The sequence below is a fragment of the Aquabacterium sp. genome (assembly GCF_036273115.1).
Taxonomy (GTDB): Bacteria; Pseudomonadota; Gammaproteobacteria; order Burkholderiales; family Burkholderiaceae_C; genus Aquabacterium.
The window spans coordinates 82,831-97,313 of record NZ_DASUIN010000023.1 but is presented as its reverse complement, the minus strand read 5'-3'; the positions used below and the strand labels follow the sequence as shown (position 1 = coordinate 97,313).

Here is a 14,483-nt window from a genome sequence, read left to right as displayed (position 1 = left end):
ATGATGCGCCATCTGGTCAATGTCTACCGTCTCGGCGTCAAGGAGTTGTGGAGCCTGTGGCGCGACCCGATGATGCTGGTGCTCATCGTCTACACCTTCACCGTGGCCATCTATGTGGCGGGGACCGCCATGCCCGAAACCTTGAATCGGGCGCCCATTGCCGTGGTGGACGAAGACGATTCGGCGCTGTCGGCACGCATCGTGTCGGCGTTCTACCCCCCGCAGTTCACGCCGCCGCAACGCATCACCCAGGCCGAGGTGGACCCGGCCTTGGACGCCGGACGCTACACCTTCGTGCTGGTCATTCCCCCCGGTTTTCAGCGCGAGGTGCTGGCGGGCTCGCAGCCGCAGGTGCAGCTCAACATCGATGCCACCCGCATGAGCCAGGCCTTTGCCGGCAACGGTGCCATTCAGCAAATCGTGCTGGGCGAGGTCAATGAATTCGTGCAGCGCTATCGGGCTGACAGCCATTTGCCGATCGAGATGGCCGTGCGCATGCGCTTCAACCCGGCACTGGAGCCCTCGTGGTTCGGCTCGTTGATGGAGGTGGTCAACAACATCACCATGCTGTCCATCATCCTCACCGGGGCGGCGCTCATTCGCGAGCGCGAACATGGCACGGTCGAGCACTTGCTGGTCATGCCGGTCACCCCCACCGAAATCATGCTGGCCAAGGTCTGGTCCATGGCGGGCGTGGTCTTGCTGGCGGCCAGCGTGTCGTTGACGCTGGTCATCCAGGGGGCCTTGCGGGTGCCGATTGAAGGCTCCATTGCGCTGTTTCTGGTGGGCACCACCTTGCACCTGTTTGCCACCACGGCCATGGGCATTTTCATGGCCACCGTGGCGCGCAGCATGCCGCAGTTCGGTCTGCTGCTGATGCTGACCATGATGCCGCTGGAAATGCTCTCAGGCGGCATGACACCGCGCGAGAGCATGCCCGTCGGCGTGCGCACCTTGATGTCGTTGGCACCCACCACACATTTCACCGAACTCAGTCAGGCTATCCTCTACCGTGGGGCCGGGCTGGAGGTGGTGTGGAGCTCGTTCGTGGCGCTGTTTCTGATTGGCGCGGTGTTGTTCGCCCTGTCATTGGCGCGGTTTCGCAAGGCGATTGCGCAAATGGCATGAGCTTGGATTAGGGGCTTGCCCGTCGGGGGGAACTGCAGGACACTGCCCCGAGACTCTGACCGGAGGGGCCTATGCAAACCGGGCGTGCCCGCAGTTGTCTCTTCAACGCGCAGGAGTTGCAGCAGGTGCTGCGTGCCATGGCGGCCGATCTGGCCCCCTGGGTGCGCAGTTGTGGCTCCATCTTGCTGATCGGCGTGCTGCGGCGAGGGGCCCCCTTGGCCGATGCTTTGGGTGAACGACTGGTCAGCGAGCAGGGGTGCGCGCCGCCGTTGCGGGTCGATCTGCGTGTCAAGCGCTATGCCGATGACCTGACCTTGCTCTACCCCGACACGCATCTGGAAGAGGATCCGCGTCAGGCCGAGAAGGATCTGGCCGGGCGCCATGTGCTCGTGGTGGACGACGTGCTCTACAGCGGTCATTCGATCTTGAAGGTGGTCGAGCACCTCGCGCGCAAACGGCCCGCCAGCATTCGGGTGGCCACGTTGGTGGATCGGTGCATCACGCGCTTGCCCATTCGTGCCGATGTGGTGGGGGTGCGGCTGCAGATTGCCGATGGCGGCATTGTGGAGTGCCATGTGCCGCCATATGAGCCCGAATTTCAAATCGTCTGGGTGCCACCGGGAGCGGCCTCATGAGCTGGCTGGAGCCAGATCGGCTCTTTCGCGACCGAGACGATGCGGCCCGGCAACTCGCGGCACGCTTGCAATCCTATCGGGGGCAACACCCGCTGGTGCTGGCCATTCCACGCGGGGCCGTGCCCATGGGGCGCATCGTGGCCGAAGCCCTGCAGGGGGATCTGGATGTGGTGCTGGTGCGCAAGCTGTGCGCGCCGGCCCAGCCCGAACTGGCCGTGGGCGCGGTCGATGAGCAGGGGGGGACTTATGTGTCGCCCTATGCCGAAACCTATGGGGCCGATGCCGCCTACCTGGTGCAGGAAAAGCGGCGGCAAATGCACACCATGGCGCAACGCCGGGCACGCTACAACGCCGTGCGCCCGCCGGTGGATCCGGCCGGGCGCGTCGTCATCGTGGTCGACGATGGCCTGGCCACTGGGGCCACCATGTTGGCGGCCTTGCATGGGTTGCGTGCCCGTCGGCCCGCGCGGCTGATCTGTGCGGTGCCGGTGGCCTCACCCGAGGCGCTGGAGGCGGTGCGCCCCCTGGCTGATGAGGTGGTGTGCCTGCTGGCGCCAACGGGCTTCGACGCCGTGGGGCAGTTCTATCGGGCCTTCCCCCAAGTCGAAGACGACGAGGTGCTGACCTTGCTCACGCCTTGATCAGGGCTTGGCGGCGGGGGCGCTGCCGTGCGCCTGCAGCAAGAAGGCCTTGATTTCGGCGCCCACGGCAATGTAGAGGGCGCCACCCAATACGACGGCGGCAATCATCACATACAGACCCCAGGGCGTTTTCTTCTCGGCATAGGGGTCGGTCAGCGCGCGATCGGCGCCTTCGGGCAGCTTGGCGGTCTGCGTGAGGGCCGTGCCGAAGGGAATGTTGATGCGCGCGCGGGTGTTCACCGCCCAGCCATTCGCATCCAGGATGGGGCCCAGATTGCGGTTGCGCAGTTTGAAGAAGGCCAGAGCCATGGCGGGCCCCGAAATCAACAGCATCAGCCCGATCAAGGCCAGAGGCATTTGCCAGGCCTTCAGGCCCAGGAAGCCGGTGACGACTGCCGCCAGTGCCGTACCAATGGCGCCAATGGCCAGGCCCACAGCGGCAAAAATGCCGGCGAATTTGCCTGCGTCAAAAGGGGCTGGGGGTTGGGGCGGCGGATTGGCTCCGCCGGCTGCCGGTGGGGTCTGGGCGGTGGCCGCCTTCTCGCCGGCCTTGGTCACGGCCTGCAGGGCCAAGTCATCCGATGCCTTCGCCTTGGCCGCAGCGAGCTTTTGCGCCTGTTCGGCAATCAAGCGGGTCAGTTTTTTGTACGGGGTCCAGAACGCCTGGCGAATGCTGATGGGGTGGTCGATGATCTTGGTGATGGTGGCGTCCCAGTCGCGCCCCATGCGGTCGTAGAACACGCCGTTTCGGCCCACCATGAGCTGGTCGGAGTCGCCTGCGGTGAAGGCCGCGGCAATGGTCATTTTTTCGCCAGGGCGCGTGCATTCGCAATAGGCCAGATACACGCCCGACAAGGCAGCCAGCGCCGCATGACGACCGGCATCCAGCACCTTCACGCACAGGTCGCAGCTGCGCCCATCAAGGTACAGCGTGCCGGCCTGGAAGCTGGACTTGTCGCGGCGGGTGTAGAAGTCAGTGAAGGAGACAAAGTTGTTGGCCAATTTGGCCAAGTCCCGCACATAGCGAACCAGGCGTTCCACGTCACCAATCAGGGCGGCCTCGGTGGCCGCGGCTTCGTCTTGGGTGACCAGTTTGGTCAAGCGAGCGCGCAAGTCGCCCTGCACCAAGGGGGGCAGCGTTTCGGCCGGCAGTTGGTCCAGTGGCGTGACGGGTTGCGCCGCCAGCCAGGCTTGGTATACGGCAAAACGCTGCTTCAGCGATTGCCACTCGGGCTCGGTCAGTTGCTGACGCTCGCCCAGCATGGGCTGCACCACCAGCTCATTGAGCGCGCTCATCGCTGCAGCCCAGCCGGGGTTCACCCCTTCGCTGAGCGGCAGGACGCCGCCTTGGCGCACATAGGCCAGGGGCAGGGCGGCAATGTGTCCGTCGGCGCTGTCGTTGAGCAGATGGGCCCCAATGGCGCGCAGATCGGCTTCGTCGCCATTGAGCAGACTGGCCGCACGAGGGTCGAACGTGGCCAGGCGGCAGCGCATGAAGAAATCATCGACCTTGTCGCGCACGGCGCTCAGCGCGGCAAAGGCCGCGCCGGTCTGCTCTCCCAGGGGCAGGCAGTCGGCTTGGGTCTCGGGGGTCTGACGCCAGGCACACAGGGCGCTGCCTTCGTCAAAGAAGCGGTCGATTGTGGCGAGGTCAACGCCGATGTCCCCGCTGCGGTCGGCTTGACCTCCTAGCGTGTTGATGATGGTGCTCAGCGCTTCCTGAATGGCCGGGTCGTGGCCGTTGGGGGTGATGATGCCGTCGCCATTGAATGCCATGCCGGCAAAGATGCGGGCGTTGTCGGCGCAGTCTTCCACGCTGATCGAGGTGGCATCGGCCTTACCCAGGCTGACGAGAATCTGCCGTGCGGCATTGAGCAGCAGGCGCCCGGCCTCGTGGCTGTCATCGATGGCAGACAAAGGCAAAGAGCCAGATGCCACCAGCGTGTCAGGCGACTTCAATCGCGCCTTGGCCCAGTCGATGGCGGCGATCAACTCCGGCGCCCGCACGTGTCCATCGGCATCGCTGTCAACCAGGGCCAGCGTCTGGCTGTCGAGCTCCAACCCTTGCGTGGGGCAAGACAAAGCCACCCAGAGCTTCTGGTCGAGTTGCGCCAGATTGGCCAGGTCGGCGCCGGTGTCCAGGCGAACTTGGTCAAAGCCGCCGGCACGGAAAAAACGCCAACGGTGGAGGCTCGAATTCATGGGGTCTGCTTTCAGTCAGGGTGAACGGGTTCACGCCGGGCGGCGCCAATCTTCGATGATGCCACTTCTGAGGGGCCGAATCATTACAATGGCGCCCGGTGCCGACGGACTGGGTGTTTGTCGGCCTTTGTGTTTTTCCAGTGCATCTGGGGGTTCTGTTGGAGTACCAGGCCAAGTGAGCAGTCTCAGCCGTTCCAGATTGGTACGCCTGCTCAGTGATCTGGCCTGTGTTGAAGGCGAAGATTCGAGGCAGGACGTGGCCGAGCGACTCAGCCATTGGCTGGACGCGGTCAGTGCCGTTCGGCTCGACGGTGCGCTGCAGTCGATTCAGGCCTACGCCAGGCAAAAAGGGGTTGCGTCGATGGGCGCAGCCGGGCCCTTGCCGGTGGCCGAGCTGGAGCAGGCCCTGCAGCGCATGCGCCTGGGCCTGATGCAGGGCTTCGGTTCAGCCGCCTTGAATCTGGCGGCCTTGCCTCATGAGGGCGAGCCCGACTACGGGCCCTACTACCAGCGCTACCTGGAGTTGCAGCGCCAGATGGAGTCGAAAGTGGCGGCGTTGCGGGCGCAGCTTCGGCAAGCCTTGTCGAGGGGCTCGGTGGCTCAGCGGCAGTTGGCGGCGCTCGACGCCGTGATGGAGCAGATGCTGGGGCCGCGTCAGCAAAAGCTGTGGACCTCGGTGCCGGTGTATTTGGAAAGACGTTTCGAACAGTTGCGACAGACGCGCCATGCAGATGGCGACGCAGGGGGCTCGCCGCAAGCGTGGCAAGTCACCTTTGGCCGGCAGTGGCAAGAGCTGCTGCAGGCCGAACTTCAGGCCCGGTTGGAGCCGGTGATGGGGTTGCTGGAAGCGGCGCGTCAGGAAGTCAGGATTCAGTGATGAACCGTGTGATCTGGAAGGGCGCTCTGGCGCTCGGTCTGCTGGTGGTGGCGTGGGTGGGCAGTGGCTTCGTGGGCACCAGCTGGCTGGCCTTGACCATGACTGTGGCCATTGGCGGCGTGTATCTGTTTGGCGCCATGGAGTTGCGCCGCTTCCGGTCGGCCACCGACACCTTGTCGAATGCCTTGGCCGACGTGACCGAGCCGCCGGCCGACCTGAGCCCCTGGTTGCAGAAGCTGCATCCCACGTTGCAGACGGCCGTGCGTTTGCGCATTGAAGGCGAGCGCGTGGCCTTGCCAGGTCCAGCGTTGACGCCCTATCTGGTGGGGTTGCTCGTCATGCTGGGCATGCTCGGCACGTTCCTGGGCATGGTGGTCACCTTCAAGGGGGCGGTGTTTGCGCTGGAAGGCTCGTCCGATCTGCAAGCCATTCGCGCGGCCCTGGCCGAGCCCATCAAGGGTCTGGGGCTGTCGTTTGGCACCTCGGTGGCGGGGGTGGCCACCTCGGCCATGCTGGGCCTGGTTTCGGCGATGAGCCGCCGCGACCGCATCGCTGTGGCGCGCCAGCTCGATGCCCACATTGCCACCGTGTTCAAAGGCTTCTCCCTGGCGCACCAACGGCAGGAAACCTTCAAGGCCCTGCAAGCCCATTCGCAGGCATTGCCTGCTGTGGTCGACAAGCTGCAGGCCATGATGGACGGACTGGAGCGCCGCAGCGAGCAGCTGGGAGCCCAACTGCAAAGCCAGCAAGAGCAATTCCACACGGGTGTGTCGCAGGCCTATGGCGAGCTGGCCCGCTCGGTGCAGCAATCCTTGCGCGACACCTTGGTGGCCACCGCCCGTGAGGCTGGGCAAAGCATTCAGCCTGCGCTGGAGTCGGCGCTGAGCCGCATTGAACAGGCTTCGCAGCAAACCCATCAGCGGGTGGTGGAAGTCGCGCAGAGCCAGTTGAGCGATCTGTCGAGCCAGTTCGCAGCCACGGCTTCCAACGTGTCGCAAGCTTGGAACCAAGCGGTGCAAACCCACACCGATGCCTCGGCACAGCAGCTCAGTCGCATGGACCGCGCCCTGCAGTCGTTCGCCGAGGTGTTCGAGCAGCGCTCGGCTGCCTTGTTGCTGTCCATTCAAGACAGCACCCAAGCGGCCCGCGAGGCCCAGTTGCTCAGCGACGGTCAGCGCCAGCAGGCCTGGACCCAAGCCCTGCAGGACCTGTCTGCTTCCTTGGTCGGAGAGTGGCAGCGTGTGGGTTCGGAAACCATGGCGCAGCAGCAGGTCTTGTGTCAGCAACTGGAAAGCACCGCTGGCCAGATCACCCAACAGGCCAGCGCGCATGTGGGGCAGACCCTGGGCGAGCTGAGTCGTGTCATGGATCAGTCGGAGTCGATGCTGCGCGCGCGCATGGAGGCCGAGTCGGCCTGGGTGCAGTCGCAAGGCGAGCGCATGGCCGAGTTGTCGGCCGTGTGGCGCACCGAATTGGCGGCCCTGCGTGACGAGGAAGCCGCGCGTGGTCAGGCTGCCGTCGCCCGTCTGGATGCTTTGCAAGAGGCCGTGGCCGGGCATCTGGCGCAACTGGGGGCCTCGCTGGAAGCGCCCATGAACCGCTTGCTGCAGACCGCATCGGAGGTGCCGCAGGCCGCTGCCCAGGTCATTGCCCAGTTGCGTCAGGAAATGAGCAGTCTGACCGAGCGCGACAACCTTGCCTTGGAAGAGCGCAGCGCCATGATGGCCCAGATGAACGCTTTGCTCGATACCTTGAACCATGCCGCGGCTCAGCAGCAGACGATGATCGAATCGATGGTGTCGTCCGCTGCGGCGGCGCTCGACAAGGTGGGGGCACAGTTGTCCGAGTCTCTGGCTTCTCAGGTCGGTCAGGTGGCAGGGGTGGCCGCACAGCAGCAAGCGGTGGTGGAGTCGATGGCTTCGTCGACGGCAGCCGCGCTGGACAAGGCCAGTGCGCAATTGTCCGAGTCGATGGCAGCGCAAGCGACCAAGGTGGCGGATGTGGCTGCGCAGCAGCAAGCCATGATTGAATCGATGGTGACTTCTGCTGTGGCGGTGCTCGACAAGGCCGGCACGCAGCTGGCCGAGTCTTTGGAGGAGCAAGCAGGGAAGGTTGTCGATGTGGCTGCCAACGTCAACGCCAGTGCCATCGAGTTGTCGAGCCTCAGCGAAGCGTTTGCGCATGGTGTGAATCGATTCAGTGAGACCAACGAGAAGTTGATCGACAGCCTCCAGCGCATTGAAGGCAGCTTGCAGCAGTCAATGACGCGCAGTGACGAGCAACTGGCCTACTACGTGGCACAGGCGCGCGAGGTGATTGACCTCAGCATCAGCTCACAACAGGGCATTGTGGAAGACCTGCGCCGTTTGCATGCACGTGAAGCGCAAGCCGGTGGAGGCGCAGCATGATGGCGCTGGACGATCGCGACGATGCGATCGAGGAAACTGCGCCGGTCTGGGCCGTGTTTGGCGACCTCATGGCCGGGTTGCTGGGCGCTTTCGTGCTGATTCTGGTGGGCGTGCTGATCGTGCAGATGGACCTGGTGGCCCATCTGAATGCCGAGATCGAAAAACGTCAGGCTGAAGAGCAGCGGCGCATGGCGCTGGAAAAGGCGCTGGCCATCCCTTTGCAGTCGGGCCGGGTCACCTTGAACAATGGCCGCATTGGCATCAGTGGCAGTGTGCTGTTTGCCGTCAGTTCTGATGAATTGCGCCCCGATGGCCGCCAGTTGCTCAAGAGCCTGGTGCAGCCCCTGAAGGTCTACCTCGGCGAGCGCAATGAGATGCTGATGGTCAGCGGCTTCACCGACGACAAGCGCATGCGTGAAGGCAAGAATCAGCGCTTCGCTGACAACCTGGAACTGTCGGCTCAGCGGGCCTTGACCGTGACGCGCGCCTTGATCGAAGAGGGCATGCCGCCCTCGCAGGTTTTTGCTGCCGCCTTTGGCTCGCAGCAGCCGGTGGCGTCGAATGCCGATGAAAAGGGCCGGGCGCTCAACCGCCGCGTGGAGATGGCGCCCGTGCCGCGCACCGCGGATGTGAAGCCTGACACGCGAGAGCAGGTTTCGGCCGTGCCCGCTGGGTCGGCTGTGGCGCCTGTCGGCGCGCCTTGATCGATTTGCCATGAGTGAAGGCATGAGCGAATCGGACAGCCTCGGCGCGACCTTGCTTGCACGTTGGCAGGCGTGCCTGGCCCAGCAGCCCGCCGGGCTGGCTGACACGGTGCGGGGCAAACACGTCGAACTGATGCTGGCTCGCATGGACGGCCAGCCTATTGGCGTGCAGCAGGCCTTGGCTGCCAGAATCAACAAGGCGCTGGATGTGTTGGAGCAGGGCGCGGTCAGCGGGCAACCCAGTTCATTCCCACGCAACCCGAGCTCGGTCGTTGCATGCAAGCCCAGCCCCTTGGCCGAGTTGCCCGCCTACATTGAAAGCCGCTCACAACAGCCGGCTTCACAAGACCCCTTCGAGTCTGAAACCGTGTCTTCGGAAATGAAGAGCGTGCGTCGGTTCAGCGAAGTCTGGTCGCGCATTGCGGCGGAAACCCAGGTCAAGCAGGCCGTGGGCCGAGGGCCGGAGAATGCCGGGCCGTTGAACTCGCACATGCTCATGCTGCGATCGCTCACGCTGATGAAGCAGTTGTCTACCGACTACTTGCGCCGCTTCCTGTCGGAAATGGACACGCTGCTGTGGTTGGAACAACTGAACCAGAAGCACGCGCTGCCAGACCGCAAAGCCACTCGCACCACACGCTCGCGCAAGTGACCTGGGCGTGGCCTGTCTTCAAGCCTCAGGTCGCTGATAAACCAGGACTTTCAAAGCGCGCTCGATCGAGGCATCGGCAAAGCTGGGCGGGTTGGGCAGACGTTGTGTGAACACCAGTTCGGGCGCTTCGGCTTGCACCACATCTTGCAGAAATGGCATGCCCAATTTAGGTGAGTTCAGGCAGATCAGCGCATGGCCGCCTGGGGCCAGCAGTTCCGGCAGGCGGCGCACCAGCCGAGCGTAGTCTTTGGTGGCCACAAAGCTGCCCTTCTGGTAGCTGGGCGGATCCAGAATGATCAAGCCATAAGGCCCTTGCCGCGTGATCTTGCCCCACGAATTGAAGATGTCGTGGGCCAGAAATTGGGCGCCTTGTTTCAGGCCATTGAGCTGATGGTTTTGTCGCCCAATGGCCAAAGCACCACCGCTCATGTCCACATTGATGACCTCGCTCGCGCCCGCCTGCAAGGCCACCACCGAAAACGCACAGGTGTAGGCAAACAGGTTCAAAACGCGCACCCCAGCATGGGCCGAAGCATATTCCCGCACCCATCGGCGGCCCTCGGCCATGTCCAGAAACAGGCCGTGGTTGTAGCCCTTGAGCAAGTGCACGCGGTACAGGCTGCGCTCTTCGTTCACCACATGCGGTTCGGGCACCGCACCGGCCATCACCTCGGTATGGGCGTGGACTTCTTGCCGGGTCTGAAACACCCAGTTGAAGGGCTGGCCGGGTGCCAAGGTTTCCCAGCGCGCCCGCAAGGCCTGGCCAATGCGGTGAACTTCTTCAGGCGTAACGGGGAGGTAGCTGGTCAGAACCCAGACCGGCGGGTAGGCATCCAGTGTCCAGTGCTCGCAGCCAGGGTAAAGCTCGCCGCGGCCATGGAAGACACGGCATGCGCCCGAAGGCAAGGGCATCGATTCAATCGCATCAAGCAAGGCTTGCATGACAAGGACACTTATTCTTTAGACTGGAAGGTGACAACGCAAACAGGAGCCCAGCTTGAAACACGCCGCTTTCTTCCTCATCTGCTTGACCACGGGTGTTGCCGTCTCGGGGTGCTCGACGGAACAACTGTACGCCGCAGGACGCAATGCCCAGCGTGCCGAATGCATGCGTCAGCCAGATAGCCTTCAGCGCGAGCAATGCCTCAAGGATGCAGGCATGTCGCATGACGCCTACCAGCGTGAAAAGGGCGCTGCTGGTAATTAAGCCGCCCAAGCAGGGCTGCAGCGGGGTGTCAGCCACGCGCCGCGGTCACGATCACTTCGATCTTCCAGTCGGGGTTGACCAACGGCGCCTGAAACGTGGCGCGGGGTGGCGCCGTCACGCCCGCAAACCAGGCCTCCCACACCGTGTTCATGGCAGGCACGTCGTGAATGTCTTTCACAATGACCTGAGCCATCAGGATGCGACCGCGATCGCTGCCGGCCTCCTTGAGCAAGGCCTCGATCTGATCGAGCACCTGCTGTGTCTGGCCCGCCATGTCGGCCGAGGCATCGGTAGGCACTTGGCCGGCCAGGTACACCACAGGGCCGTAGATGGCGGCGTCGGAATAGCGCGGGGTGGGGTTCAGGTAGCGAACGGCGGAGTCAGACATAGTCAGAAAGCGGTAACAAGCCCAAAGGGGGCGGGCTGCTGATTATGGTGGGCGATGCTGGCCAGCCGCAGCGATTGTGATTACGATCAAACCTCACCATACCAATCAGTGGGGTGCAACATGGACTTTGCGGGAAAAGGTCAACCGCTGAATGAAGCCAGTTTGCAGTCGGCTTTGCGTACTTTGGGCATGGATGGCGTGGCCGACCTGCCTGTTTTGTGGTCGGTGCTGACGGTGGAAAGCCGAGGCTTCGGGTTCTTGCCTGACCGACGCCCCAAGCTCCTGTTCGAGCGCCACGTGTTTTACAAGGAATCTGGCGGGCGGTTCGCCTCCAGCGCCCCTGACCTGTGTGCCAAAACGGGAGGGGGCTATGTCGGCGGTGCGGCCGAGTATGACCGTCTGGCCAGGGCCTTGGTGCTGTGCCGTGCCGCAGGGTTGGGCGACGAGCCGGCACTGCGCAGCGCCAGTTGGGGCTTGGGTCAGGTCATGGGGTTCAATGCCGTGGCTGCTGGCTTTGCCTCCGCGCAAGACATGGTCAAGCAGATGTGTCAGTCTGAGCATGCACAGCTGGCGGGCATGGTGGGTTTCATGCGCAGCCAGGGTTTGGACGCGAAATTGCGTGCGCGCAACTGGGCCGCCTTTGCGCGAGGCTACAACGGTGCGAGCTACTGGAAGAACCAGTACGACGTGAAGCTCAAAGCGGCCTACGACAAGTTTGCTTCAGGCATCAGTCGCGACCTGCGTGCCCGAGCGGCACAAGGGGCCTTGCAGTATCTGGGCTATCAGCCGGGGGAGCCTGATGGGGTGGTGGGACAGAATACCCGCAAGGCCCTTGTGGCATTCCGCCGCGATGCCAATATGGGGGCCAGTGGTGAGCTCGATGACGCGGTGTTTGATGCCCTGATGAAAAGGGCAGATTTGATTTGATCTGCCGAGGCGTCGACATGAGCTGACATGGGTTTTCCCGCGAATCGATCCAGAGACAGTCATGGCACTTGTCCTGGAGTCGAAGCGCTTCATACAATCAAGTCGTGCTTCCAATAAGCAAGGTTTTGAGTTGGCATCCCGCATGCCACACAAGAATGGCCGGGGGGTGGCTTGAGCATGACGACGCAGTTCAATGACGCTGACCTTGACTATCGCGCCATCGTCGAAGGCTTGCCAGGGCTTTTCCTGATACTGGATGACCAGCTCAAAATCGTCGGTGTCAGCCATGCCTATACCCAAGGCACCATGACTCGGCGGGAAGATCTGCTGGGCAAGACCATGTTCGAGGTGTTTCCTGATAACCCAGGAGACCCGCACGCCGATGGGGTCCGCAACCTCCATGCCTCGCTTCAGCGCGTTCTGAAGTCGGGGCAGGCCGACACCATGTCCGTTCAGCGGTACGACATTCGCAGGCCAGAGCATGAAGGCGGTGGGTTTGAGGAGCGGTATTGGTCACCGATCAACTCACCTGTCCTGGATGGTGCTGGGCGTGTTCGTTACGTCATCCACAAGGCAGAAGACGTCACCGAATTCATTCGCGTCAAGCTGGCAGGCCAGGAGCAACGTCGCTTCCATGAGGGCTTGAGCGAGCGTGCAGCCGAGATGGAGGCAGAGATTTTTGAGCGCACCCGTGAAGTGGCCGCGGCCAGCGCCAAGCTCAAGACCTCCAATCGGGCGCTGGAAGATGCCAAATTGGCTGCAGAGGCCGCCAACTTGGCCAAGAGTGCGTTTCTGGCCACCATGAGCCACGAAATCCGCACCCCCATGAACGGTGTGTTGGGCATGGCCAGCCTGCTGCGTCGTACGCCACTCGATGGCCGGCAACAAGACTACCTGGACAAAATTCAGACCTCCGGCGAGCACCTCTTGGCCATCATTGACGACATCCTCGACTTCTCAAAAATCGAAGCGGGAAAAGTGCAATTGGCCGATCATGATTTCCTGCTGTCAGACCTCGTCACCGACGCCTGGACCCTGATGGGGGAGCGTGCCAACGCCAAAGGCCTTGAGCAGAAGACTCTGTGCGCTCATCCTGGGCTCGCGCTCAGAGGTGACAAGACACGAATCGAACAGGCCTTGGTCAACTTCCTTGGAAACGCGGTCAAGTTCACAGAGAAAGGGAGCGTGACCCTCAGTTGTCACATCGAGGAAGAAACCGATGCCGGGTACTTGATGCGCTTCGAGGTGGCCGATACCGGGATCGGAATGACCCAGGAGCAACAGGAGCGGGTCTTCGATGCCTTTGAGCAGGCAGACAGCACCACCAGTCGCAAGTACCAGGGCACAGGCCTTGGTTTGGCGATCACCAGAAGGATTGCTCAGTTGATGGAGGGGGAAACCGGTGTCAGGAGTTCGCCTGGGGCGGGGAGTACGTTCTGGTTCACCTGTCGACTGGGCAAGGGTCATATAGCCCAGCCCGTACCCGATCCGATTGCCGAAGCTGCTGAAGTGGTTCTTGCACGCGATTTCAGGGGGAGACGGATTCTGGTGGCGGATGACGAGCCCATCAACCGTGAAATCATGGTTTGCTTGCTCGAAGATGTGGGGCTCGAAGTGGACATGGCCACAAACGGGAAGGATGTTCTGCAGAAAGTCGAGCAGTCACCGTACGACATCGTGCTGATGGACATGCAGATGCCAGAGTTGGACGGTCTGGGCGCGACCCAGGCGCTTCGAGCCCTGCCAGGGCAGGATCGACTGATCATCATGGCTTTGACTGCCAATGCTTTCGACGATGACCGGGCCCGGTGTCTGGCTGCAGGCATGGACGACTTCATCGCCAAGCCCTTCCACCCACCCGTCCTGTTCGAAAAGCTGTTGCGGGCGCTCAGGCGATGAGGTCTTGATCGCCCTGACAAGGGGCCAGCGGTCATGAAGGCTCATGCAATCGACGGGTGTTTTTCTGTAGGGCCCTGGGTCAGCAGCAGCAAGATGTCTGCATACCAGGCGCAATTGAGGCCGAGCGCTTCGTCGAGTTGGAGATTTCGATTTCCCACATCAAACGTGGATGAGTGGATGCCCAGCAAGCGCCAGGGCAATGACTCATCGGCCTCCAGGTCGCGAACCACAACCGGTGCGCCGCTGCACCCACGATGCGTCCTGGCATCCGTCAGGAAGAGCCCCTGGCCTTGAAATCGCATGCCGAAAGACGACGCCACGATGGCGTGACGAACCACTGGCAGGTGATGGAGATGATCGTGAAACCCCAGCGGGAAGCCGACAATCAGCAAGGTTTCCCCAACGTTGACCTGGTCAAACGATGTCACCAGATTACTGGTTGTGAAGGGGCGTAGCGCCACGTTCTTGGGCAGCGCCTGTCGATCCAGACGGATGGCGGCCACGTCAATGCTGCCGCCGCTGTCTCGGCCATCAATCCACACGCTCTTGCCGTCTTGATAGAGCAGCACCGATAGCCTTTCTGATCTCGAAAGGTTGGCTTCGTCGACGTGCAATTCGATTTCAATGCGACTGGGGTGGTGCCCGCTGGGTTCATCCAGCAGCACATGTCGGCTGGTGATGAAGAACAGCGCCTGGTTTCTTTCAAAGAAAAAGCCGCTGGCAGAGGTCAGGGGCTTGTTGCCATCGAATGTCGACACGGCTGCAGTCGTCAGAAAAAGCGGGTCAATCATTGGAAGGCCTCGGGGCGGTTAAGG

At 62.6% G+C, this 14,483-nt stretch carries 14 protein-coding genes; 10 read left to right on the top strand and 4 right to left on the bottom strand.

What is annotated here, in order from left to right:
• The 3 genes from VFW72_RS09390 to VFW72_RS09380 all read left to right on the top strand — a co-directional run bounded on the left by VFW72_RS09390 (position 1) and on the right by VFW72_RS09380 (position 2,404).
• Complete coding sequence (locus VFW72_RS09390; protein ID WP_414638789.1) at positions 1-1,128, top strand: ABC transporter permease; 1,128 nt, start codon at positions 1-3, stop codon at positions 1,126-1,128.
• Between the two features lie 71 nt (positions 1,129-1,199).
• Complete coding sequence (locus VFW72_RS09385) at positions 1,200-1,763, top strand: phosphoribosyltransferase family protein (RefSeq protein ID WP_329674027.1); 564 nt, start codon at positions 1,200-1,202, stop codon at positions 1,761-1,763.
• Positions 1,760-2,404 carry a phosphoribosyltransferase gene (locus VFW72_RS09380; protein ID WP_329674026.1) on the top strand — a complete coding sequence of 215 codons (645 nt, stop codon included), beginning with the start codon at positions 1,760-1,762 and terminating at the stop codon, positions 2,402-2,404. Before VFW72_RS09385 ends, VFW72_RS09380 begins: the two co-directional genes overlap by 4 nt.
• On the opposite strand, the gene VFW72_RS09375 is transcribed toward VFW72_RS09380, so the two are convergent.
• The gene (locus VFW72_RS09375) at positions 2,405-4,606 is read right to left on the bottom strand and encodes a hypothetical protein (RefSeq protein ID WP_329674025.1); all 2,202 of its coding nucleotides are present in this window, start codon (positions 4,604-4,606) and stop codon (positions 2,405-2,407) included. It lies immediately after the preceding gene.
• 175 nt (positions 4,607-4,781) lie between these two features.
• Here VFW72_RS09375 and VFW72_RS09370 point away from each other — a divergent pair, with 175 nt between their 5' ends.
• From VFW72_RS09370 to VFW72_RS09355, 4 genes are read left to right on the top strand one after another with little or no spacing between them, the layout of a single operon-like run.
• Positions 4,782-5,483 (top strand): DUF3348 family protein, encoded by a 702-nt coding sequence (locus VFW72_RS09370; RefSeq protein ID WP_329674024.1) that lies wholly within the window; start codon positions 4,782-4,784, stop codon positions 5,481-5,483.
• Complete coding sequence (locus tag VFW72_RS09365; RefSeq protein ID WP_329674023.1) at positions 5,483-7,891, top strand: DUF802 domain-containing protein; 2,409 nt, start codon at positions 5,483-5,485, stop codon at positions 7,889-7,891. Before VFW72_RS09370 ends, VFW72_RS09365 begins: the two co-directional genes overlap by 1 nt.
• The gene (locus tag VFW72_RS09360) at positions 7,888-8,595 is read left to right on the top strand and encodes an OmpA family protein (protein WP_329674022.1); all 708 of its coding nucleotides are present in this window, start codon (positions 7,888-7,890) and stop codon (positions 8,593-8,595) included. The genes VFW72_RS09365 and VFW72_RS09360 overlap by 4 nt, the downstream gene beginning before the upstream one ends.
• Before the next feature lie 22 nt (positions 8,596-8,617).
• A complete protein-coding gene (locus VFW72_RS09355) occupies positions 8,618-9,247 on the top strand; it encodes a DUF2894 domain-containing protein (protein WP_329674021.1) in 630 nt (209 codons plus the stop codon).
• 18 nt (positions 9,248-9,265) lie between these two features.
• Here the strand turns inward: VFW72_RS09355 and VFW72_RS09350 are convergent, their stop codons facing one another.
• Positions 9,266-10,189, bottom strand: a complete 924-nt coding sequence (locus VFW72_RS09350) for a class I SAM-dependent methyltransferase (RefSeq protein WP_329674020.1) — start codon at positions 10,187-10,189, stop codon at positions 9,266-9,268.
• A 55-nt stretch (positions 10,190-10,244) separates the two neighbouring features.
• Here VFW72_RS09350 and VFW72_RS09345 point away from each other — a divergent pair, with 55 nt between their 5' ends.
• Positions 10,245-10,454: a hypothetical protein gene (locus VFW72_RS09345; RefSeq protein ID WP_329674019.1), complete on the top strand. Its 210-nt coding sequence runs from the start codon at positions 10,245-10,247 to the stop codon at positions 10,452-10,454.
• Between the two features lie 28 nt (positions 10,455-10,482).
• On the opposite strand, the gene VFW72_RS09340 is transcribed toward VFW72_RS09345, so the two are convergent.
• The gene (locus tag VFW72_RS09340) at positions 10,483-10,842 is read right to left on the bottom strand and encodes a RidA family protein (protein ID WP_329674018.1); all 360 of its coding nucleotides are present in this window, start codon (positions 10,840-10,842) and stop codon (positions 10,483-10,485) included.
• Positions 10,843-10,962: 120 nt separating this feature from the next.
• Between VFW72_RS09340 and VFW72_RS09335 the strand changes: the two genes are divergently transcribed.
• Both VFW72_RS09335 and VFW72_RS09330 read left to right on the top strand, forming a co-directional pair.
• Positions 10,963-11,769: an N-acetylmuramidase domain-containing protein gene (locus tag VFW72_RS09335; protein WP_329674017.1), complete on the top strand. Its 807-nt coding sequence runs from the start codon at positions 10,963-10,965 to the stop codon at positions 11,767-11,769.
• 177 nt (positions 11,770-11,946) lie between these two features.
• Positions 11,947-13,668 carry a response regulator gene (locus VFW72_RS09330; RefSeq protein ID WP_329674016.1) on the top strand — a complete coding sequence of 574 codons (1,722 nt, stop codon included), beginning with the start codon at positions 11,947-11,949 and terminating at the stop codon, positions 13,666-13,668.
• Between the two features lie 41 nt (positions 13,669-13,709).
• Here VFW72_RS09330 and VFW72_RS09325 read toward each other — a convergent pair whose 3' ends face one another.
• Positions 13,710-14,459: a serine protease gene (locus VFW72_RS09325; RefSeq protein WP_329674015.1), complete on the bottom strand. Its 750-nt coding sequence runs from the start codon at positions 14,457-14,459 to the stop codon at positions 13,710-13,712.
• Positions 14,460-14,483 lie beyond the last annotated feature (24 nt).

Bases quoted from the DNA above. Each gene is read 5' to 3' on its own strand.
- VFW72_RS09390 (WP_414638789.1), top strand. From the start codon at position 1: ATGATGCGCCATCTGGTCAATGTCTACCGTCTCGGCGTCAAGGAGTTG.
- VFW72_RS09385 (WP_329674027.1), top strand. From the start codon at position 1,200: ATGCAAACCGGGCGTGCCCGCAGTTGTCTCTTCAACGCGCAGGAGTTG.
- VFW72_RS09380 (WP_329674026.1), top strand. From the start codon at position 1,760: ATGAGCTGGCTGGAGCCAGATCGGCTCTTTCGCGACCGAGACGATGCG.
- VFW72_RS09375 (WP_329674025.1), bottom strand. From the start codon at position 4,606: ATGAATTCGAGCCTCCACCGTTGGCGTTTTTTCCGTGCCGGCGGCTTT.
- VFW72_RS09365 (WP_329674023.1), top strand. From the start codon at position 5,483: ATGAACCGTGTGATCTGGAAGGGCGCTCTGGCGCTCGGTCTGCTGGTG.
- VFW72_RS09360 (WP_329674022.1), top strand. From the start codon at position 7,888: ATGATGGCGCTGGACGATCGCGACGATGCGATCGAGGAAACTGCGCCG.
- VFW72_RS09355 (WP_329674021.1), top strand. From the start codon at position 8,618: ATGAGCGAATCGGACAGCCTCGGCGCGACCTTGCTTGCACGTTGGCAG.
- VFW72_RS09350 (WP_329674020.1), bottom strand. From the start codon at position 10,189: ATGCAAGCCTTGCTTGATGCGATTGAATCGATGCCCTTGCCTTCGGGC.
- VFW72_RS09340 (WP_329674018.1), bottom strand. From the start codon at position 10,842: ATGTCTGACTCCGCCGTTCGCTACCTGAACCCCACCCCGCGCTATTCC.
- VFW72_RS09335 (WP_329674017.1), top strand. From the start codon at position 10,963: ATGGACTTTGCGGGAAAAGGTCAACCGCTGAATGAAGCCAGTTTGCAG.
- VFW72_RS09330 (WP_329674016.1), top strand. From the start codon at position 11,947: ATGACGACGCAGTTCAATGACGCTGACCTTGACTATCGCGCCATCGTC.
- VFW72_RS09325 (WP_329674015.1), bottom strand. From the start codon at position 14,459: ATGATTGACCCGCTTTTTCTGACGACTGCAGCCGTGTCGACATTCGAT.